18 protein-coding genes and 2 pseudogenes are annotated in these 20,260 nt (G+C 59.1%); 8 read left to right on the plus strand and 12 right to left on the minus strand.

What is annotated here, in order from left to right; genetic code table 11:
• Positions 1-43 precede the first annotated feature (43 nt).
• From ALC15_RS36605 to ALC15_RS36645, 8 genes and pseudogenes are all read right to left on the minus strand, one after another.
• A pseudogene (locus ALC15_RS36605) lies at positions 44-335 on the minus strand (integrase core domain-containing protein); the annotation flags it as partial.
• A 126-nt stretch (positions 336-461) separates the two neighbouring features.
• A complete protein-coding gene (locus ALC15_RS45625; protein WP_050631476.1) occupies positions 462-719 on the minus strand; it encodes a hypothetical protein in 258 nt (85 codons plus the stop codon).
• Between the two features lie 86 nt (positions 720-805).
• Positions 806-1,202, minus strand: a pseudogene (locus ALC15_RS46785) (hypothetical protein); the annotation flags it as partial.
• A gap of 158 nt (positions 1,203-1,360) precedes the next feature.
• Complete coding sequence (locus ALC15_RS36620; RefSeq protein WP_050631478.1) at positions 1,361-1,630, minus strand: WGR domain-containing protein; 270 nt, start codon at positions 1,628-1,630, stop codon at positions 1,361-1,363.
• A 583-nt stretch (positions 1,631-2,213) separates the two neighbouring features.
• Positions 2,214-3,518 carry a T6SS phospholipase effector Tle1-like catalytic domain-containing protein gene (locus ALC15_RS36625; RefSeq protein WP_244486422.1) on the minus strand — a complete coding sequence of 435 codons (1,305 nt, stop codon included), beginning with the start codon at positions 3,516-3,518 and terminating at the stop codon, positions 2,214-2,216.
• A 111-nt stretch (positions 3,519-3,629) separates the two neighbouring features.
• Positions 3,630-5,189, minus strand: coding sequence for a ThiF family adenylyltransferase (locus tag ALC15_RS36630; protein WP_094194345.1), 1,560 nt, complete (start codon positions 5,187-5,189; stop codon positions 3,630-3,632).
• Positions 5,190-5,630: 441 nt separating this feature from the next.
• Positions 5,631-6,068: a putative metal-binding protein gene (locus tag ALC15_RS36640; RefSeq protein WP_050631481.1), complete on the minus strand. Its 438-nt coding sequence runs from the start codon at positions 6,066-6,068 to the stop codon at positions 5,631-5,633.
• Entirely contained in the window at positions 6,068-6,487 is a 420-nt protein-coding gene (locus ALC15_RS36645; RefSeq protein ID WP_128089680.1) for a hypothetical protein, read from the minus strand. Before ALC15_RS36645 ends, ALC15_RS36640 begins: the two co-directional genes overlap by 1 nt.
• Positions 6,488-6,655: 168 nt before the next feature.
• Here ALC15_RS36645 and ALC15_RS36650 point away from each other — a divergent pair, with 168 nt between their 5' ends.
• Genes ALC15_RS36650 through ALC15_RS36665 form a run of 4 tightly spaced genes read left to right on the plus strand, consistent with a single transcriptional unit; the run spans position 6,656 to position 8,904 of the window.
• Positions 6,656-6,850 (plus strand): ribbon-helix-helix domain-containing protein, encoded by a 195-nt coding sequence (locus tag ALC15_RS36650; protein WP_094194346.1) that lies wholly within the window; start codon positions 6,656-6,658, stop codon positions 6,848-6,850.
• Positions 6,847-7,464 carry a GNAT family N-acetyltransferase gene (locus tag ALC15_RS36655; protein WP_050631484.1) on the plus strand — a complete coding sequence of 206 codons (618 nt, stop codon included), beginning with the start codon at positions 6,847-6,849 and terminating at the stop codon, positions 7,462-7,464. The genes ALC15_RS36650 and ALC15_RS36655 overlap by 4 nt, the downstream gene beginning before the upstream one ends.
• A gap of 2 nt (positions 7,465-7,466) precedes the next feature.
• Positions 7,467-7,967: a helix-turn-helix domain-containing protein gene (locus tag ALC15_RS36660; RefSeq protein WP_050631485.1), complete on the plus strand. Its 501-nt coding sequence runs from the start codon at positions 7,467-7,469 to the stop codon at positions 7,965-7,967.
• Positions 7,968-7,980: 13 nt separating this feature from the next.
• On the plus strand, positions 7,981-8,904 hold the full coding sequence (locus ALC15_RS36665; protein WP_063781919.1) for an ImmA/IrrE family metallo-endopeptidase: 924 nt from the start codon (positions 7,981-7,983) through the stop codon (positions 8,902-8,904).
• A gap of 494 nt (positions 8,905-9,398) precedes the next feature.
• On the opposite strand, the gene ALC15_RS36670 is transcribed toward ALC15_RS36665, so the two are convergent.
• Both ALC15_RS36670 and ALC15_RS36675 read right to left on the minus strand, forming a co-directional pair.
• Entirely contained in the window at positions 9,399-12,836 is a 3,438-nt protein-coding gene (locus ALC15_RS36670) for a CHAT domain-containing protein (RefSeq protein WP_050631486.1), read from the minus strand.
• 18 nt (positions 12,837-12,854) lie between these two features.
• Positions 12,855-14,174 (minus strand): alpha/beta hydrolase, encoded by a 1,320-nt coding sequence (locus tag ALC15_RS36675; RefSeq protein WP_128089681.1) that lies wholly within the window; start codon positions 14,172-14,174, stop codon positions 12,855-12,857.
• A gap of 216 nt (positions 14,175-14,390) precedes the next feature.
• Between ALC15_RS36675 and ALC15_RS48190 the strand changes: the two genes are divergently transcribed.
• Positions 14,391-14,492, plus strand: coding sequence for a hypothetical protein (locus ALC15_RS48190; RefSeq protein ID WP_128089684.1), 102 nt, complete (start codon positions 14,391-14,393; stop codon positions 14,490-14,492).
• 73 nt (positions 14,493-14,565) lie between these two features.
• Here the strand turns inward: ALC15_RS48190 and ALC15_RS36680 are convergent, their stop codons facing one another.
• Positions 14,566-15,687: a hypothetical protein gene (locus ALC15_RS36680; protein ID WP_050631488.1), complete on the minus strand. Its 1,122-nt coding sequence runs from the start codon at positions 15,685-15,687 to the stop codon at positions 14,566-14,568.
• 155 nt (positions 15,688-15,842) lie between these two features.
• Between ALC15_RS36680 and ALC15_RS36685 the strand changes: the two genes are divergently transcribed.
• Genes ALC15_RS36685 through ALC15_RS36695 form a run of 3 tightly spaced genes read left to right on the plus strand, consistent with a single transcriptional unit; the run spans position 15,843 to position 19,035 of the window.
• Positions 15,843-16,841 carry a hypothetical protein gene (locus tag ALC15_RS36685; protein WP_050631489.1) on the plus strand — a complete coding sequence of 333 codons (999 nt, stop codon included), beginning with the start codon at positions 15,843-15,845 and terminating at the stop codon, positions 16,839-16,841.
• A gap of 47 nt (positions 16,842-16,888) precedes the next feature.
• Positions 16,889-17,320 (plus strand): hypothetical protein, encoded by a 432-nt coding sequence (locus tag ALC15_RS36690; protein WP_128089682.1) that lies wholly within the window; start codon positions 16,889-16,891, stop codon positions 17,318-17,320.
• A complete protein-coding gene (locus tag ALC15_RS36695; RefSeq protein WP_050631491.1) occupies positions 17,317-19,035 on the plus strand; it encodes a hypothetical protein in 1,719 nt (572 codons plus the stop codon). Before ALC15_RS36690 ends, ALC15_RS36695 begins: the two co-directional genes overlap by 4 nt.
• Here ALC15_RS36695 and ALC15_RS36700 read toward each other — a convergent pair.
• Positions 19,010-20,191: a radical SAM/SPASM domain-containing protein gene (locus ALC15_RS36700; protein ID WP_128089683.1), complete on the minus strand. Its 1,182-nt coding sequence runs from the start codon at positions 20,189-20,191 to the stop codon at positions 19,010-19,012. The genes ALC15_RS36695 and ALC15_RS36700 overlap by 26 nt on opposite strands.
• Between the last annotated feature and the right edge of the window lie 69 nt (positions 20,192-20,260).

The raw sequence follows: 20,260 nt of genomic DNA on the forward strand, positions 1-20,260 counted from the left end.
GGCGGCTCGGGAAGGGAGGCTCTGGCTCATCAGGGGTTAGACTTTAAGCGGCCTGCAGTCGATGCTGCAAGCGACGATTTGCGATGTTGTCGCACTTGATGCGCTGACGTTCGGCCAGGATTGTCTGTGCTCGGCCAAAGTAGACATCGGCCGGCGTGAGATTGTCGATGCTCTCATGGTAGCGAACGTGGTTGTAGTGCTCGACGAAGACACTGATCTGTCGTTCGAGATCGCCGGGTAAGTAATAGTTGTCGAGCAGGATGCGGTTCTTCAGCGTCTGATGCCAGCGCTCGATCTTGCCCTCCCTGGGTCTGGGGATGATACGGAGCCCCGCGCGGTTTGCGGCACCCTGATGCATTCGAGCCTCGCGGTTACAATCGAGGGGGTGCCGCTGGGGTTGGCGGCCGTTAAGTTCTGGACCCGGAAGAAATTCAAGGGGACGGCAGCGCTTAAAAAGAAGATCAATCCGACCCGGATTCCCTGAGAAAAAAGAAAGCGTCCGGTGGTTGGAAACTCTCAAGCAGTCTACGCAACTCTTGGATCATCCCGGACGCCGCATCCATATCGGTGATCGCGAGAGTGACATCTACGAGCTTTTCTGCGCAGCACAGGAGATCGGAACTCATTTCCTGATCAGGATCTGCGTCGACCGCTTGGCTGGAGACGGGGATCACACGATTGCCGACGAAATGGACGAGGTCGCCGTCAAAGGGCTCCATCGCATCGAAGTCAGAGACAGCAACGGCGATCCCGACCAGGCCGTTCTTGAGATCAGGTATCGCAAGATTCGCGTCCTGCCACCGATCGGCCGGCCGTGGCGCTCCACATACGTTCGGGGCTCACGTAGATAATCCAGTGCTGATGCGGACGGCACGAACGCGGCGTGCAGGATCCGGCTGGTCGCGTCATCAAGATAAGCAATCAGCGAGCGCTCGGGCCCGCGGTTCTCGAACCAGTGGTGCTCCCGGCGGTTACGCGGCTGGTGGACCGAGGGCAGGCGGCGTCGCACCGCATTGCCGCAGCCCCCGCAACAGCCGAAACACCTGTCGCCGTTGCAACCGCAGTACGCTGGCCGCCTCGGCCACAGTCAGTCGTTTGGCTTGAACCTCCAGAAGCACATTGAGCCGCAAAAACTCGGCTTCGCTCATCGACACCCCACGATTGCCGTTCTCCGCAACTGCATTCCAACCGTGAAGTGCCATCTCAACTTTGCGGAGGGGGTCATCTCGATATTGCGGCTACACTGATGATTCGCATAAGATTGATTATGGAATACTTTTGCAAGTCTTGCGAATATGACTGAAACGACCTTGGATTACTTTGATATACTTATTTCGGCTTTTCGTCCAGCCCAGCCATCTCACGCCGGGTCGCAGCTTGACGAGTGCCGCTGGACGTAACCACGACGGGTTTTTCGTCTGAGCCACGACTCAAGAGCCTCGACGGCCTGCACGTGACCATCGAACAGATCGAGCCGCCGTCGACCGCGCCCACCGAGACGGCCCCATTCACGCACCAATGCCGTATCGCCAAACAGCGTCGGCTCGATCGAGAGCACATAGAACCGCGCCATGTTACGGGCCGGATCGCGGCGTTCTAGCACGAGGTATTGCACGGTGAGTTCGGACATGCGTGAGAATCGCAATTACCGAATCGACCGTCCAATTAAATAAATGAATCGATCAGCGCCAACGATTCAGAAATTTTATGCAGGCGGGCAAAGAGACGGTCGCGGTCAGGCTCGCGATAGCCCGCTGATTAAGCCCGCAGGCTCCGGCCGCGCTGGTGGCGGCGTACGCCTTAGAGATGTCGTCTGAGCAAGTTGCCCCCTGCGTGGTCTCGACGGAGGTCCCCTCCTCCGACCTCCGGCATTGCGCAAGACTTCCTCGAGCTGCGCGACGAGCTTCGCCCGGTGCTCGGCAGGAAGCTTGTCTAGATTGATCTGCTTCCAGCGGCACCGCCGGCAGGTCCGCCGCACCAAGGACGCCCAGCAGGCTCCAATCCGGCTCACCGCGCTAGAACCCTATGAGGAAATCCTTGTGAGCTTGCGGCATTTTTCCCGCGATTTCGGCGATCAGCGTCTCTCGGGTTTCGAGCAATTCGTCCAGGGTCACTTCATTGGCGGTCATGCCTTCGAAGCCGTGCGTGATTCGTGCTGGATGTCCTTGCGGCGAGGAAGCACGTACGGGACCGCTAGTCGAAGCCAGATGCGCCTATTGGTCTGGTACCGCCTCTTGCGGCTTGTCGGCCTGAACGGACGTCTGCAACCGGGCGGGGTCTACCTTTTTGCGCTGTGCCCATTCGACGAGATTCTTGGGTCGATAAGCGGGATCAGCGCGCCACCGTTTGAATACGCTGGTGTCGATCGTCTCGTTGACGGTGGGGTGCGTCCCGTCGTCGCGCACTTCGGGATCGGCGCCGATCGCGCGATAGAGAGGCGAACTGATGAGGTGGTAGATCCCGTAGCCGAATTTGCCGTAGGAATCGGCGATCGGCGCCGTGACGGAGTCTCCGTCCAGCTCGACTTCCGAACGGAAAGCGAGACCGTGCGATTCCGCTTTCTTCATCAGCCAGCGCAGCGGTGCCTGGTTCAGAAGATCGGTCTCATAGCCGCCCCCGACGTTGGCATGGGCGCCCACGAACCAGCGTTGCTCAACGCCGGACACCGGTCGCGGCTGAGCAATGACTGCATTCGGATCTTTTGGATGGCGGATAGTCCAAAGAGTAGGCGCGAAGTCGTTGCGATGTTCATCTATCGCAAGTGCGTGATATCCGTTGAGGATATGGATGCGCAGACCGGTCTGGAGATAGTCGAACTGCGATCGGCTGATTCCGGCGATGTTGCCGGCAGCCAGACCGACCGAGCCGACGGTATCCCAGACTCCGATCATCTTCACGTCCGCCGGCTGGGAGTATTTGAGGAGCCATCTTTCCTGCTCCGACAGCTTGCCCGCGTCCCCGGACGCCTGCATTTCCTTCAGTCTCCAGATGCTCTCTTCGTCGCCCTTCCTATAGCGTTCGAACAGTTCTGCCACGCCGATCGGCGAACCGGCTTTCAGAACGCCATCGATCGCAATCAGTCCGGCAAGTGCTCTTGCGGTATATGCGCCCCGGCTGAAGCCGAAGATGAAGATCTCATCGCCGTCGTTGTAGTTCTCGATCAGCCATTCGTAAGCCAGCCGAATGTTGTCATCCAATCCTTGACCAAACATTCCGCCAAGAACACCGTTCACGCCGACCGAGTAGTATACGAGTTGGGGCTTGTCGTCCTTGCTCTTCGCCGCAGTGAGCGCCCGCATCCGCCAGACGTTCGTATTGCTGTCGACGCTATTCCAGGTGCCGTCGAGATAGACCGCGAGGCGCTTCTGCTTCTGGTCAGCGCCGGCGAAGGTTGGCTGGCCCCCACTTTTTTCTGCGGGGCGCCCGACGATTACGCCGATCCAGACGATCGCCACTACGCCGAGAACGAGGGCGAACCAGTGCGCCATCCTCTCAATGAATCTTAGAAACTTCTTCATGCGTGGCTCCTGCCCGTATCGCTGACCGGCCCAATGTAGAATCAACGTTGTTTTCGAAGGATAAAGCGCCTGCCAATTCGACGCACGTCATACGCTAGAATTATTCACCGTCTACTTTGACGAGCTTTTCGAACGCTCCACGCACGCGCTGATGGAGACGCTCCGCTCCGCGGGATTACCAAAGGCCTTTGCCTTACGGGTTCGTAAGTTTTGTCTCTGGATCGTCGACCTTCTTCCTCTGCACCTCGGCGTCATGCTAGGTGCGATTCGCGCCGGACAAGGTCCCCAGAGAGCGGCATTTACCGATCGCAGCACGGGGTTGCCGCAGAACTCGCAACCTCCCTGAGGCGGCCGGAAAACGCGCCTGCGTCCGATTGGAGAGTGCCAAGGGCTAACTCTCCAGTAGTTGAAGTCGACATTGTTGCGTCCGGATCCGGCTCTTCGGAGCACCTCTAGAGCAAGAAGGGTACCCGCCAGAACCGACACAAAGGCGAAGGGCGCAACGACTCTGCGCCCCTCTAATGTCCGCAGCGCCCCTTCACCGCAGAGTTTCTTGAACAGCGTGTCGTAGGCGATTCCAATCAGAGCCGAAGCTTCGATGCCTTGAATCTTCGCGGCAATCTGATGTGCAGCGGAAGGGCTGATCCGTTCGGACCTCACGTCCTCAACGGACACACCGAGATGCTCCGCGATATGGTGCTCTCTAGTGAACTCCTCCTGATCTGCCTCGTAGATGCAGCTCAAACACGCGCCCCGCGTCGGCTGCCGATGATAGTGAACTACTAGCTCGCGAATATCTGTCGTAGAAGCATCGAAGACCTCTCCTGGAAATTCCATCTGGATCTTCCGTCTAGCCCGTCGGCTATCGACCGCGACCAGAAGTCGGGTCAACCAGGGACCATCCGACTTTTCCGGCAGATCCTGCAGCCTATACGATCTGGGCGTCAGCTTCAGACCCAGAAATTCACCCTGCGCGTGGCTCGACAGACGCTCGGCCTTCGAAAGGCCGATGTCGTCCTTACTGAACCAAATCTGACGGTTTAGGTTTCCGGGACTGACGACGTCGTCGTCGACGATGTGCAGGATTCCCGTGAAGTTCAGGTGTCTCGCTGCCCAAAGGAAGCCGTTCCCGATGGCGCCTGCACCGGCAAGATAGGAGTCTCCCAGAGCGACCGGCGCATCAAACGCCTCCGGATCGATTCCCAACTGATCGAAGGATATCCGCTGCGGCAGTGCGGCTTCGAACGGAAGCCGAGCTCCGAACACGGCTTGCATGGTCGCTGCTGCCGCGTAGCAGGCAACCAGGAGGCAAAGAATCCGAGGAATATCTGCGCAACGTTCCTGCGCAGGATCGCCTCCGATCACAGCTGCATCGGATCCCACATGAACCAACAGGGATGGCAGGCTGGTCTTGGCATCTACTCTGCCGATCAGCACTTCCAGAGCCGTATCTGGTTCTGCCCGGCCAAGAGTGACCGTCCCGATAGTCCTAGCCAGAAGAGCGACCAAATCGTCCGCTACGGCGGCAGCAGTAGCATCAGCAGGATCGAAGGTGATCGCCACCCCGAACTGCAACGCGTCGCCGGCAGACTCCAGATCGGTCCCGAGCGCCGCGGCAAGCATTGCTGCGTTCTCGCGCCTGGCTTCCGCAGTTAGACTATCCGTAGACATTCTTGCACCACTCGCTCGCCGGGCACTTCGTCCCAGGTCGCCGCGTCAGAGAACCTATACACCTTGGTTTGCTCCAAAAAGTTCTCGGAAAAGGTATCCCGGGCGAACCTCGGCACGACGAGCGACAAAGCCCCTCCATGCCGAACTATCGCCCAAGCGTCGTCCGCCTTCGAATGGAAGGCTCCTGCGGATGCGAATGGACCTGAGCAGCAACCATAAGCCTTTCCGAACGGAGCTTTGTGCGCAGCACGTCCATTCCCTCGACGGGGATCTGGAATCGGTTGGCCCTAGCGAGTTGAAGAGGCCGATAGCACTCGACGACGCTCGTAGCCTCGCGACCGCGACGACCCAACCACAAAACAACGCACTCGCTGTTCTGCTCTCCAGCGGCCCGCAGAAACGATAACGTCGCTTGAACGACCTGGCTCGAACAATGGATCATCAACCTGTTCCCTTGAGCCAAGCATTCCAGATCTGAGTGATGATGCCCCCGATTGTGTAGCTCGAGCTTCCGCGACAACCGTCCCAGTAATCCGTCACGTGACTGGGGTGCGTGTGGTATTCGCGAGATCCACGCATGCAGACGAAGGGCAAGTTCGTGACATGGTGAGGCCCGGCGTGGAAGACTCCCGTCGGGTTCGGCAGCAAAACCCGCAGCGGCTCACCGGAGGGCGTCTCCAGGCGAATGGAAGGCGGAAGTTCGTTCCAATTATCGCAGGTCAACGTCAGCCGCAGGGGCGTCCTGCCGCTGGCGTTGAACGAGCAGTTGATGAGCGGGAAGTCGATGCGATGCATCGTCCATCCCCGCCGCGCGCACAGTACAGGGCCGAGATGTTTCGTTTCCTCCCCGAACAGCGCTTGTACGGCGGCGGGATGCATTAGCCACCGCCCCCTTCGCTCGGGCCCCAGTCGATCTCGGCCTTACCGCTAAGGCCGTTTTCGACGTAACTCTTCGAAGGATCGAGCGTCCGCTTCCCCCCGGGCGTGATCACGCTCGCAATCCAGCCGGTGACGTCCTTGATGTTCAGTTCCTTCTTCGCCTTATCCAACTCATGCTGGATGGGCTGGTTTTCAGGAACCGAATTGAACCCTTCGGCGGGATAGAAGCCGGCCGTCGTCGAGATCGAGACCTCGATGTGATTCTTCTTGGCTTTCTCGATCTCCTCCTCTGCCTGTGCCAATTCGCTGCGTGCCTTGGCCATCTCCTTTTCGGCCTCGGCGTAAAGAGCCTCCGCCCGTTCAAGGTCCGCGCGGGCCTTGGCGAGATCGTGCCCAGCCTTTTCCAAATCGTCGCTCATGACCCTCCTCCATGCCGGGAAATCATCATGGATCACCATATAATACATATTTTTTATGTAGTCAATGGCCATTTTAAATGTAAAAAAAGTTGACTTTGTAGCCGAACAGTACATAATGCAGCCTACAACGAAGCAAATTCGTAGGTTTTGGCTATGGATCGCCGGCAAATGACGCTCATCTTGAGCGACAAGGAGATGGAAGTTCTCGATGAGCTTTCGCAGCGGCGGGGCATGTCTAAGACGGCCCTGCTCCGCCAGGCTCTCCGCCTCTATCAATCGGTCACCGAGCGGATCGAACGCGGAGAGAAAGTCTTCGTGGAGCATCCGACCACGAAAGATAAGGCCGAGCTCGTCGTGCTATGAAAAAGCTTCTCGGCGCCGCCGTTCTGTTGAATCGGCATACGGGCGAAATCGAGCCTGCGCAGATATTCTCGGGATGCGACGACGTAAACCGTCGACATTACGAAGATCTGTGGAAGCCGGAGCTGGAGCGACGCAAGGCCGATTTCACGAACTGGGATGAATCCGCAGCGGGCAATGCACAAGACTCGCACTGGGAATGGGATGAGATCATGACATCGACCCTCTCCTATGAGAGTTTTGTCATCGAATGCGGCGGCGTGACGCAAGGCTTGATGAACGTCAACGTCGCCACCAAGTTCGCGAAGCTCCCGCCGCACAACGGACGTGAGCTCGCCTATATCGATCGTATTGCGACTGCGCCCTGGAACAGGCACAAATTCACCGAGGCGCCCAAATACAAGGGCGTAGGTCGCGCGCTGTTCGCTACCAGCGTCAGCTTAAGCTTCGATCTCGAGTTTCGCGGCAGGATCGGCCTGCATGCGCTCGAGCAATCGGAGACCTGGTACCAGGAACTAGGCCTTACTGACTGTGGCTTCGACGAAGCAGAGGGAATGCGCTACTTCGAGATGACGGAAGAACAAGCGATCGAATTCCTCAAAGGAGCGGAGGTTTGACCATGAAACTTCTGTTTTCGACGCAATGGCTTGAGCAGAAGATCAAGTCGGATCCGGATATCGAGACGGATGCCGGGAGGCCGCTTGAGCGGAATGCAGTGGCGGATGACCTAGCAAGCGGAAAGTCATCCATCGTGGCACCACGTACCGCCCTCCAGTTGAGGATTGCGTTAGGTGCGCTCGTTCGCCAATTGCGCATGCGGGATCGCCTAACGTTACCGGAATTGGCCGTGAAGGCTGACGTCTCGGAAGAAGAGCTCCGGCAGGTCGAAACCAATCCAAGCTACACGGCGCGCCCTCGTCTTCTCCATAATCTTTCCAGTTTCTTTGGAGTTTCGCTGAACAATCTTTCTCAGATGTCCGGCGCGACGGTCGCAATAGATCGAAAACTGTACAATACAGCAGTCCAGTTCGCGGCTCACTCGGACGATGTTTCCAATCTTTCGCAAGAGCAGTTGGAAGTGTTGGAAGCATTCGTCGGGGCGTTAAACGAATTGGCATAGGCGAGTGCGAGTGATGATCGAGGCTGAGGTCGGAGAATACGAAAGGCGCGAGATCGACACTCAGGTCAACCGCATCTTACGCGACTTGGGAACTCCGGAGCCGCCCGTACGTCTCGCGGAAGTGCGAAAGCTCCTCAAGCTCGATCTCCGCTACTACAAGAGCACTGATCCCGGGTTTCTCGATGAAATCACTCACCGCTTCAAGCTATTCGCCAGAAAGACCATCCCCGACGTAGGCAGAATACTGAGCGACGCATTGACCAAGTCAAAGTTGACTGCGTTCTGGGTGCCGTCATCCATGCGTATTCTCTTGGACGAGACCGTACCGGAACCAAAGCACCGCTGGATCGAGAGCCACGAAATCAGCCATAGCGTCATCGGATGGCACAAGGATTTCTTGCTGGGTGACAACAGGGTCACCCTCGATCCGACCTGCCACGCTACGATCGAGGCAGAAGCCAACTACGGCGCAGGTCGCCTGCTCTTCATGTCGGATCGGTTCACCGCGGAGGCTCGCGACTTGGAACCGACATTCGACTCGGTCAAGAAGCTTGCCAAACGGTATGAGAATTCCATCGTGTCGACATTCTGGCGCTTGATCGAGAGCCGCGATCCGGAGCATGCTGCGTTCGGAGTCGTCAGTTCCCATCCTAAATTCCCGAAGATCGGTGCTCACGACGGGCCGTTGGCATGGCGCTACTTCATCAGGTCGCCGGCCTTCAAAGGCAAGTTTTCCAACTTAAGCCCGGAGATGGCATACGCTCTCGTCAAAGCACACGCTACCAATCGAACGAAGGGGCCTGTGTTCGAGGTAATCGACATACTTATGGATGACGCCGGCGAGAACTGGGAGTTTCGAATCGAGTGCTTTTCGACGACGCGGGCGGTGTTGACGTTGGGCCTCGCATCGAAGAAGAAGGCCTCCGTATTTGCGTAGCTGACTTTATCGAAGTCGCCTGGGAGCACTAAGATTTCACGCTGGGTAAATGGGACAATCGATTTCTTTCGTTCGATCCTTCCCCGCCGGAGGCGAGGAGCCCGCCGCATCGCAATAAGACGGCAGGTCGACGGCGCCGACCGGCCTCAACGTGGCGCCTGGTGTCCGTGTCATCCGTCCACAAGAGAGCGCTTCAAGGCTACGATGGCCTGCACGTCAGGGCACGTTTTGACGCTGCGAGGGCACAGCGTGGACCCGGAGGGGAATGTCTTTCCGAGCGTGGTATGCCCTGAACCGGGATGTCGCTTCCACGCATTCGTCCGCCTCGAGAATTGGACATTCGGAAGCGTCGGATAGTCACGCAAGCTGCGGCCTGGGCGACGAGCCGTACAACGGCACGATCCAACCCTGACCAAAGACACGTCAGCTTTGGATCGACGTTGCCGATTGGGCATTCATCGCTTCGGCCGACTGTTCCCGGGAGTACTAGCTAGCTAGTCGCCATAATAGACGAACGGCGCCCAGACAACAGGCCGGCGCTTGGCCGGATCGGCGTCGGCGATGAATTCTCTCTTCGTTTCCGACAACGCGACGCCGGGCGCCTGACCGTCCTTCACCTTGCGGAAGAAGCTCTCGACGAACTGGGCGGTACTGCCGTCGAGAACCGGCCACAGGGTAAGAACGGTGCTCGCATTCCCTCCCGCATAGAGAGCGAAAGGCAGACCCAGGATGCCCTCGCCCGACACCCACTTGCCGACCCCGGTCTCACAGGCCGAGATGAAGACGAGGTCGCTCCTGAAGTCGAACGTGGAAAGTTCAGACGCCCGCAAGTAGCCGTCCTCGTTCGCGCCAAGGTTCGTTTGCGAAAGCACTATACCGCTGAGCTCGGGATTTTGCTTATCGAGATAACCGTGCGTGGAGAACACCACATAGCGATACTTCTGAAGCCCGCCCTCGTTCTGAAGCCGCCTGACGGTGGCCTCGGATGCATCAGCGCCCGAGAACATGTCGCGGCCAGCCTTCAGAGAGAACAGCCCGGCCAGTTCACTTAGCTCCTTCGCAGCGCCCGGCAGGTTCGGCCAGGTCAGCAGACCGGACGAGCTCGCGGTCGGTCCACGCAACGCATCGATTCCGGACAAACTGCCGTCGGAAGGCGGAGCTACTGCATAAGTCGGATCACCCACCGCCAACATCTGCGACCGGTCGGTCTGCGTGTATCGCTTCACGCGCTCCTTCGACAAGCTCATCAGAGAGATCGACTGGATCGAAGAAATGTCGTGCTTTTCGACGAGAAAGGATCCATCGACCTTCAACGTCTCCAATGGAACCGATGCGAGAGGCCCGTCCGGGCTGATGTACCATCGCCGGGCCTGCAGCACGTCCGCAGGCAATGCTTTCGAAAGCCACGACGACAATTCCTGCCGGATCTCCTCGATGTCACCGACAAGCTTCGCTTCTGCAACCGCTCCGGCTTCGGCGGGCTGCATCCGGAAGGATCCGTCCTTCAACTTCCAAACGAGATTTCGGGGCACTCCAGGCGGCGGATATCGCAATCCCGCGACGCCGTCGGGCATGGCCAAGGCCGCCCGGTAAGCCTCGAGCGTGGCGGGTAGGTTCGCCAACTGCGGAAGGATTACCGTACCCTGCTTGCCGCTCCCGTTGATCCAAATCAGCAGCAGATCGCGATCGCCCTGGATGAAATCGAGAAACGCGCCATTCTCCGGAAGCAACGAAGCGGCATCCTTCCCGCTCACAAGCTGGAAGTCAGTCGCCTCCCGATAGAGAGGATACTTGGAGCGCAGTTCAGTATCCATTTTGGAGAAATCGGATGCCAGCCCGTCGCGTTGCGCTTCCAGGTCGGAGCGAAGCGTCACGTCGGAGACACTCGGAATCCGTCCGTCGAGGGCGGCAATCCGGAACTCGAATTCGGACAACGCGTTCCTATCGGCCTCGGGCAAGGTGTTCCGCGCGACACCGCGCGCGGAGGAAGTCTCGATCAGCGTACGTGCCTTCGACAACTCTGAAACTCTCACCGCGCCATCGAAATCTCCCAAGCGGGCCTCCAATACGGCGAGCGTCTTATAAGCTGGGGTCACCGTCGCGAAGAAGCTTCGCCGCAGATTGTCGGGCAGCCCACCTGCGGAGCGCAGGGCTTCCGAAGCCTCGACGACCCGGCGGAGCAGCTTTTTCGCGTCCTCAAACTCCTCTCCTGCCACAAGCACGGAGGCGAGAGCGCGCATGCTGTATACCGTGGCGATGTTCCGCGGCCCCAAGCGTTCGCTACGAAGCGTAATCACTTTCTCGAAGAACTGCTTTGCTTCCGCGCGCTGACCGGCGTCGCCGAGCGAAGACGCCAGATTGTGCAGGCTCTTCAAAGTTTCCGGATGTGCCTCGCCGAGTGTACGTACCCTGATGGCGTAGACTTCACGATGCTCGGCGATTGCCTCGGAAAAGCGGCCCAGAGCGGCGAGGATGGCGGCGTGATTGCTGCGCGAAAGCAGCGTCAGATGATTCTCCGGACCGAGCACCGTACTGCGCAGCCGGACGACCTCCGTGATAACTTCCAACGCTTCGTCGTTCCGACCAGCGCTGATCAGCGCTTGCGCAAGATTGTTCTGCACGCTGAGACGACTGGGATGGGTTTCCGGGAGCCTCTTGGCCAAGACCATCGCACAATACCGATAGGCTTGGATCGCGTCGTCATTCCGTCCGAGATCGGACAGCACGGCAGCGATGTTGTGAAGCGTGGCGATCGTATCGATGTTTTCGTCATCGAAGAGGGTTCGCGTTACCGTGAGTATCCGCTGGTACATCGAAAGCGCTTCGGCGAACCGACCGGACCGATATAGCAGCCCCGCGTATTGGTGACCGATATTCATCGTCTCGGTCTTGCTTTCTCCGATCACCTCCACGGCCAAGGAATATGCTCTGCGGGCCGCTTCGACCCCTTCGGAGACACGCCCACTGTTGAATAGGGCGTCCGCCATGTCGGAAATGGCTTCCAGCGTACGTGAGTTTCGTTCCCCGAGCCGCGCAACGAGAGCGGCGGTAATCGCACGGGATTCGCTGACGGCCTCATCGAACTTCGATTTGTCGATCAGCTGCCTTACCATCACCGTCCGGGTGACGAGAGTGTCCGGATGGTCAGCACCCAAGACCTCGATCCGCAGGCGAAGTACTCGGGACAGTACGTCGTCAGCGGCCTGGACGCGGCCCAGACGCCGCAGCGCGTATCCGAGATTATGCTCGCTCTCGAGAGTTTCCGGATGCCTGTCGGATAGCAGTTTGAGGCGCCCTTCATAGGCCAGCGCGAAAGCTTCCCTACCTGCGTCGTAACTCGATTGCCGCAACAGCGTGATTCCGAGGGTATTCCTGAAGCGCAGCTTGTCACGCGCCGGATCGCCTGGCAGGGGGTCCGCCTTGGCGATCACATCCCGGATCATCTTTTCCGCTTCGGCAGCGCGTGCGGTGGACAGGACGAGAGCGATCCTATCCTTAACTCGCAGCACGCGTAGGCCGTCCGCACCATCCGCTTCAATAGCCGCATTCAGCGCTCTATCGAGCGCCTCCGCCGAGGGAGCATCACCGGACGCCGCCACCCTGGCGACAAGAAATAGTGTATCGGCCATCTCCTTCTTCGAGAGCCCTGCGGAAGCATCAAGGGCCGCTTGAGCCGGGGCGACGGCTTCGTCGAAACGGGCCTGCCCCAACAGGTCTTCCGCACGAACCGTAGCCGCGCTCCTTCTCTCGGCTTGCGAGAGCGGGGCAGACATCGGCATGGCATCGAGGACGGCGAGCGACTCCCGATAGGCTCCTTTATCCTGAAGGAGCCTGGCTTGCTCTATGGCCGCATCCGGAGCCTGCTGCGCGTATCCGTACGAGGCCATCAAGGGGAGCAGAAACGCCGGAGCAAGACGTCGTAGGTTGCGCATATAAGCCTCGCCGCTAGATTACTTGAGTACCCACCAAGCGGACGGAGGCGTGCCTTCCCTGGGAAGGCTCCGCTGATCAGCGCTGAAATGCAGATTCATCGTGTCGGCGATATCTCCGAGCACCTTGGCGCTGTCGACTACGTAAGAATGACCGAAGGCGCGAACGATCGGTGCAACCGCGGAAGCGTCTATGGTCTCGTACCCATCGAAGGTGAGGACTCCGTCGACGGTCTCCCCGACGCGGCGGAAGTCATGGACGATCTTCGACGCGCGCAGGGCAACGTCCCCGCTGGAAGCATAGATAGTTCTATGCACGTCGATTGCGGCGAGCCCGGGAATGATCTTTTCCTTGAATATCTCCGCGTTGATGTCTGGAGCCGCCAACATCAACTCCCTAAGGTTGGGGATGGTCTTTCCCTTCGATGCGCGATCCCTAAGAACCGTGGTGACAAGGCGGTTTCCCATGCTGTGCGCTATGAGAAAGACCTCGGACGCTCCGACCGCGGCAACCTTGTCCAGAAAATCGTCGAATGCGGCCTCTGAGAGCTGAACGATCTCTTCGTCGTGCCAGTAGCCCTTCGTAGTGCCCAGGGAAGGCCAACTGAAGAAGATGGCCGCTCCGGGGAATGACAGATCGTGCGCAAGCTGAGCCGTCCGCAAGGCAGCATCTTCAAAGCTGTTGTTGTATCCGTGGACGAATACCAGGAGGGACTTCTTCGTGCTCTGACTAACGGCCTTTGCGAGTTCAGTGGTTGCGGCAACGGTATCTAGCGGAACGACCTGTTTGAAGACGAAATGCTTCGATGGATCGGGATTGACCTCAAATTTCCATAGTGTGGGAAGATTCATGTCCCCCGCCTTTCTCGCGGTAGGAATCGAAACCACCGTCTTTCCGAACTGGCTCTCGGCTACCCGCTCCGGTCCGAAGAACTCTGCAGGCGTCGAGCTTCCTGTCGCCTTCCGGTTTGTCGCGAAATATGTTGTGATCTCCACCCACTTCGTGGGCGGGTCGCTTGGCCCGCGGAACACCTGGATCGTCATGTCGGAACGGGTGCATTCGCGCGCGTAGACCAGATCGAGGAGTTCGCCCTGGACCTCCCTCAACTGCACTTCGAGGGCGTTCTTGGAAGCGGAATCTGCCGCTGCGGAAGCGACGGCGGTCTTGAGATCGGCAACCTGTACGTTTAATTTTTCGATTTGTTCGTCGATTTTCGGGGCTGCCGCCGATTTGATCGCGACGCATATCTCCGAAGTGGACGGCGTCGAATTCTGCGCAAGCACTCCGCTGGCTGACAAAAAGGTAAGCGTTACGGCAATACGGATCGCTGACGAAATCAAATGAGCCTCCCAAATTTCCAACCATCGCCCAGGCACCAAATTTCAAGCTAGCCTGCGGCGATACTATCGTTCAACTGAAAGCTGCAAGATACCAGAAGATCGCCAGTAGTCAGCACTAAAACTCGACGCCATTTCGTCCGACCACGGCATGGGCTAATTCAATGGCAGATTGATTAGGGCTGAAGTTTTCCCCTAAGAGAGGGCTGCCCTCCAGGGATCGGCAGCAACATCAACCAGATCGCGCGCCGCAAACACCAGTGTGCTGCCGGGTCTGCGAATTGCCGTCGCGCCCCCAGCATGTCTCCGACGCGGCGCTGAAACGCTGCCGACGCACACGAACCGTCCACCCCGACAACTGACCCCATTCGGGGTCATCCGCCTTTGGCTTCCGTCAGATCGCCAACGAACGCGGCGTGATCCGATCTATCGGAGCATAGAGGAGACCGTCTCCGCCGATCTGAACCGGTCCGTCGCTGCGGCGCGCCCTCGCGTCGAGGCGTTGGCCTGCGAGAGCTCTCCGGATGACATCCGCATCGACCCCTACGAACCGGATCGAGTTCGGCATCGCTTGGGCGAGGGTCTGAGCTTGACCGAGGGGAAACGGCAGCACGCCAAGCGGTCCAACGGGTACGCCTAGATAGGTGGCAGAGTCCTCACCGTCAGACCCGAGGAACGCTCCCTCCTGAGGCCTGTTGCCGCCGGCAACGTGCTCCGCCAAGAGCTGCGATGCCATCTCGCTGAACCCCATGCCGGCCAGAAGGTAGCCGACATGAGCCCGGGCAATGTCCTGAACCATATCGTCCCGTTCGTGGGCCGACGGGGGTTCGCCGTGCGTGTCCGGATCCAGCACGTAGAGGAAAGCATCGCGTGGTGGGATTTCGACACCCCAACGCGACATGACCGCCCAGCCCTTTGCGCGAACCGCGGTCCAGCTATCCTTCCCGGCCACGTTCCGCAATCTCTCAACCACGACTCCCTTGAGTTGGCCCTCGGCAGTTTTTATAGGACCAGGCAACCCGGTGCCGGTGCCGTTCGACGCCTGACTGGTACCCTTTGCCTCGGCGACCGCAACTCGACCCGATCCGGAGCCGCATATCCAATCCGGAAGCTCGGTCCCCTTTCCGGCTAGTCGGGTGACACGCAGACGCTTCGAGACGTTCGTTGGATCTCCGTCGATCGGTGTGAACCAATCGAAACCGTGGTATCGGGCGAGGTAAGCCCGGGCGAAAAATCGGCCGAACAAACCTGAAAACGCGCGCCGCATCTCCTTGCCGCGGCCAGGCCCCTTGCCCTTCCAAATGAGTCCGTCTCCGCCGGGGACGAGGAGCTCTTCGAACAGCAGGGCCAATGGCCTGCTCGATCCGCCACCGGTCTGAAGGAGCTCTCCGATGGCACATGCGGCCACGAAATCGGTATCCACCTCGCATTGGCCGCCGGGACTTATGCCGGAAAGCAACTCCTTTGGGCAGGCGCTGGGCGGCCGGACTACATAGCGAATCTTGTGAACGCTCATCTGTCCCCACGCCCTTCATAATCTCCGTTAAAATCTAATACCCGCCCGAATTTCGCAGCGTTTCCTCCCGCGCGACCATGGATTCACTTAGATTGTGCCGGACTTGTCCTGCAAGCAAAAATTGAGCAAAATTCTACCGTGCGGAGACAATCGACGTGGATGCATTCGTTTTTCTGAAGGGATTGCCAGCCGTTCTCGGCATCGTGGGCTTCTTCGTCTATCTCTGGGCCGGCCAGTACCGCATCGGCGGCGACCTCATGAAGGGCGTCGTCGATAAGCTGCGCGCCGCTCCAAATGTCGACATCAAGGATTACGCATCGCTCACGCCGACGCGCATCGGTCAATTGATCGAACGGGACACGGCCGTCCGCAGTGTGGTGAATGATCAGGACGTGAAACTGATCCGCCTCATCGTCATTCTCCATAACGTCTTGACCTTGATAGTGCTTCTGGTCTGCGCCGCACTCGTCGGCCTCGGCATTTGGCTCATCGCAAGGCCTGAGCCCCTGTCAATCGTGGCCAGACCGCCCGTTGCCGCACGTGCGAACGCCGACCTCGCGCTGACCGATCTCGATCTGGTGAAGGTCGAATGGGATGCGAAGGGACTGACCGAAAGCGTCAGCGTTTTCCTGGAGAACGTCGACACGAATGCGAGAACGGGCAAGAAAGCGGTATTGGCGGATGTCCGGAGCGTAACTTTCGGCGCCGACGATCTCCACGACGTCGCGAGCAACCGGAAATATCGAGGTAAGAACCGGGTGCGCACGGTCATCGAATGGAGCGGCCAAGCCGTGCGTTCGGACATCGCGGATATCCTTGTCGGCATCAAATACAGGTTGATGATCGGCGGGACGCTGATCACTCCGCAAGGAAGCCGGTCGATAAATACCCTTCTGGCCACCATCGACGACAGTACCGAGCAACTGCCGCGAGATTACTGCTTTTCCGTCGACTTCGCCGGCTGGAGTCGCTCGAACTCGGCCCTGGTAGCTCCCCTCAAAGCCTGCAACTCCAAGGCGGAGGTAAACCTGCCCTTCCTTCAGCAGGTCGAATGGAGCCGCCCGCCCGGCCTTGTTCTCAATGATCCCCTGGCCGACAGGCCAACTGCCCGGCTGTGCATTGCGGCGCCGCAGCGTCCCGACAATAATTGCTGACGGACCATGTCGATGACGGCTCATACGCCTTTCTCTGGAGAAAGATCATGACGGAAGTGAACCGCGAAAATCTCAAGAAATGGGCCCTCGCCATCGTAGCCGAGGTAGAGCCTGATGACGCGTTCGTCGTGGAAGACGGCTTCGACGCGCTGGTGGAGGAATGGCATCGAGCTGACGCACAGGACGAGGGGCGCTTCATAGGCGGGGCCGAAGTCGCGACTTTCGCCGCTATGGTCGCTCCGTTTCTTCTGGCGTTCTTCGGGGACGTCGCCAAGGACGTCGTCAAAGACAGAGTAAAGACGGCCGTAGGCTCCCTGCTCGATCGGGTGCTGGATCGTCGCGCCACCAAGGACGACGTGGAGAAGCTTCGTAAGGAAGTGACATCGGCGATCAACAAGAGCCGCTTTTCGTCGGCCGAGAAGGCGAAACTGGAGGCAGGTTTCGCCAAGCTGTACGCCAAGGTCGGCCCGAAGAAATGAAGGCCACTCATCCTGTGAGTCTGCTGCGCCGCCTCGGCATTTCCGACGGCCCCGCCGCGGCGGCAATCATCATCTCGGTTTGTCTGCAGTATCTTTTTCTAGCGAAATTGTGGGAGGGCTACCCGCTACGATACATGGGCGACGCCATCCATCCGAACGTCGTGCTCTCGATGATCAGCCTGACTGTGCTGGGCGCGATTGTCATAGCAGCTGCATCGCTGAACCGATGGCGAAACGGGACAAATGCCGCGTCGAAGCTTGAACGACCCGCCGTGAACACGTCCTTCGATTCCATCCGATCGGCGCTGGAGCATATCGCGGCGCGTTCGACCCTGCCTTCGCCGCCCGGCCTCTTGTACACTCCGAAGAATGGTGACGCCTTGGAAGCGAGAGAACGCGTGACACCGCCCGGCGATGCGGTCGTCGTCGGTCTCAACCAGCGTATTCGGCAGCGCGATCGACCGCGTGCCTTCGAAGCCATGTTAGGGCATGAGGTATCCCACCTCGAACTTGCCGAAACACGGCTTGAAATCTGGGCAAGACGCGGCATCCTCCTGCATTTCCGAACGCTCGGCTGGGCGGTCGCGCTATTCTGCCTAGTACTCGGCTTCATCGATCGCAGAGGCATCGGTAGCCATCCCTCTCTCGGAGGCTTCATTCCGGTCTTCGATGGCGCTGTCTTTGCCGGCCTGTCTTCGCAGTTCGCGGTTCTGATGCTCTCGAGCGCGATCGTTTTCGTCTATTCATACTATTTCGTCGTTCGCCGCGAGCACGTCCACGACTTCCGCGGCTCCCAACTTGCCGGAACGGACGCCTTGGCCGACGTCTTCGCCGCCCAGCGGCCGCCGGCGTTCCGGCCGTTCGACGCCTTCAAAGATTTCTTCAATCTGCATCCTGATCCGGCCGCGCGACACCGCGCGATCAGAAATCGTGACCTGATCCTGATTTCGGTGATCCTGTATCCGTTGGTCATGTCGGGCTTGCAGCCGTTGACATTGTTGCTGACGGCGGGCTGGCGCGACTTTTTCGGCGTGTCGAGAGAGGCTTGGAATCTCGGCCTGACTGTCGCCTCCGGCCTCTTCCTGTATGCCGTTCTGCGCGCTGATCTTGCAAGGTTGGGTTTGGGTCTGCTTTTGGACCCACGTCGGTACGCCCTGTTCGTTCCGATCTACGCTCTGGTCGCGGGTCTAGCCACACAGATCCCGCGCATCGTGCTGGAAGTCCTATACGGCTGGCGTCATGAATTTTCGCTCGACCAGATCGCCGATCGGATTTGGAGCGGAACGCTGATCGGGGGTGGTCGCATCGCGCTCATGACGGCCGCCATCCTCGGCCTGCTCGCCTTCCTGAACGGCGTCCGCATCGCCGCAACTGGCGAAACAAGGCCCGGCAAATGGAGCGCTATAGGTGACGTCGTCGCCGCCATTCTGGTGGTCGGAGCGTTCACCATCGCAAGCCTATCGAGCCTTCAGTTCGTTATCGGCGTGCTGGCATTCTGCGCGCCTCTGATTTTCGCTTGTGCAATATTTTTTGCATTAGTTTGTCGATGTCTGGACTGCGGTCGCAGGCGCACTTCTGCGCTGCGGCTGTCGACGCGATGCAGTTGCGGGAGGGACCATTTGTCTCTGCCAAAGCTTTGGACTCGACATCCATTTGAGGTCCAGCTGTCGGTGCCGAACCAAGTGGACATCAAGGGTCGAGAGAAGCCGGCCTAAACTGGTCGGACTCCGCGAATGTGAATTCGCTTTCCTGGAGGGCCACTCCGAATTGCCAGGCGATCTTCTGCGGCAAAGCCTTGCGCCAGTACAAGCTCTGCTCGTGCAAGGAATGCGAGTCGCCTTCCAAGTGCTTCTTCGGACAGCCGCCCCAACAGACCGGAAGGAACGAGCAGCGGCTGCAATTGGGCTGCCGCGTGGGGTCGAAGCCGGTCCACCAGTCCGCATCGCGGCCGGGCACCATGTCGCCTCCGGCACGGCGGATGGCGACGGGGCGGTTCTTCTCGCCCACCTGAAGCCCGCACCGATAGTGATTGCCGTCCGCTCCGATCACGATCGAATCGTTGGCCAGCGCTGCACAAACGGAGGTCCTTGGCAAAGGATACAGCGAGCGGGTTGTGGTTTCGTCAAGAGTTTTCTCGTCAGGGACCATCTGCCGGGACCGTTCGCGAAGTCTCTCAAACTCTTCCTCAGAAAGTTTCGTGCGGCTTAGAAATCCGGCGCGCTCGGAAAAGTCGGATATCCGTGCGAGTTGAAAAACGCACGGAAACGCTCTGTCGAACCAGCCGCGATCCTTGCAGAAGGCGATGAAGCCGTCCAAATCGCATTGGTTTCCGTGATCGGCATTGAACCTTACGTCGACGCGTACCACCTCGAGCAATCCGTCGACCACCGCGGTCGCCTGATCGAACGAGGAGACAGACGGATCGGGCGCCCTGCCCTTTCTATATCGGCGTCTCTTGTCGTGGTTCGCTTTGAGGCCGTCAAAGGAAATCTGCACCTGCCGAAGGCGGTGCCGCCTCACGAAGCCGGCGATGTCGTCCGGCCAGCATGTCCCGTTCGAAATTACGGAAGCGGAGTAACTTACCCCGATCTCCTCGCATAACGATTGAAGCGCAGCGGACGCTGCATCGATGAAATCGACGTTGAGGAGCGGCTCTCCGCCGTACCAGTCGACGTGAAGGCTGTCCTTACCCGACGCGACAAGGCGCTGTCGGGTCCAATCGACTATCGCCGGAACATCGCCTTCTGCGAGAGCATCGCGGGATCTCTCTTCGTAGCAGTAGTAGCAACCCAAGTTGCAGTCCTGCGTCGTCGTGAGGGTGATGACCATAGGCGTCCGTCCACGCGCATGCCAATAGCGCTCGCGGATCATGTGTAGCTCGTCGAATTCGTGGTCGACGAGAAAGCCCCCTCGCCGTAGTGTGGCGAGGAGCGTACGCGG

Source organism: Bradyrhizobium viridifuturi, from assembly GCF_001238275.1.
Lineage (GTDB): Bacteria > Pseudomonadota > Alphaproteobacteria > Rhizobiales > Xanthobacteraceae > Bradyrhizobium > Bradyrhizobium viridifuturi.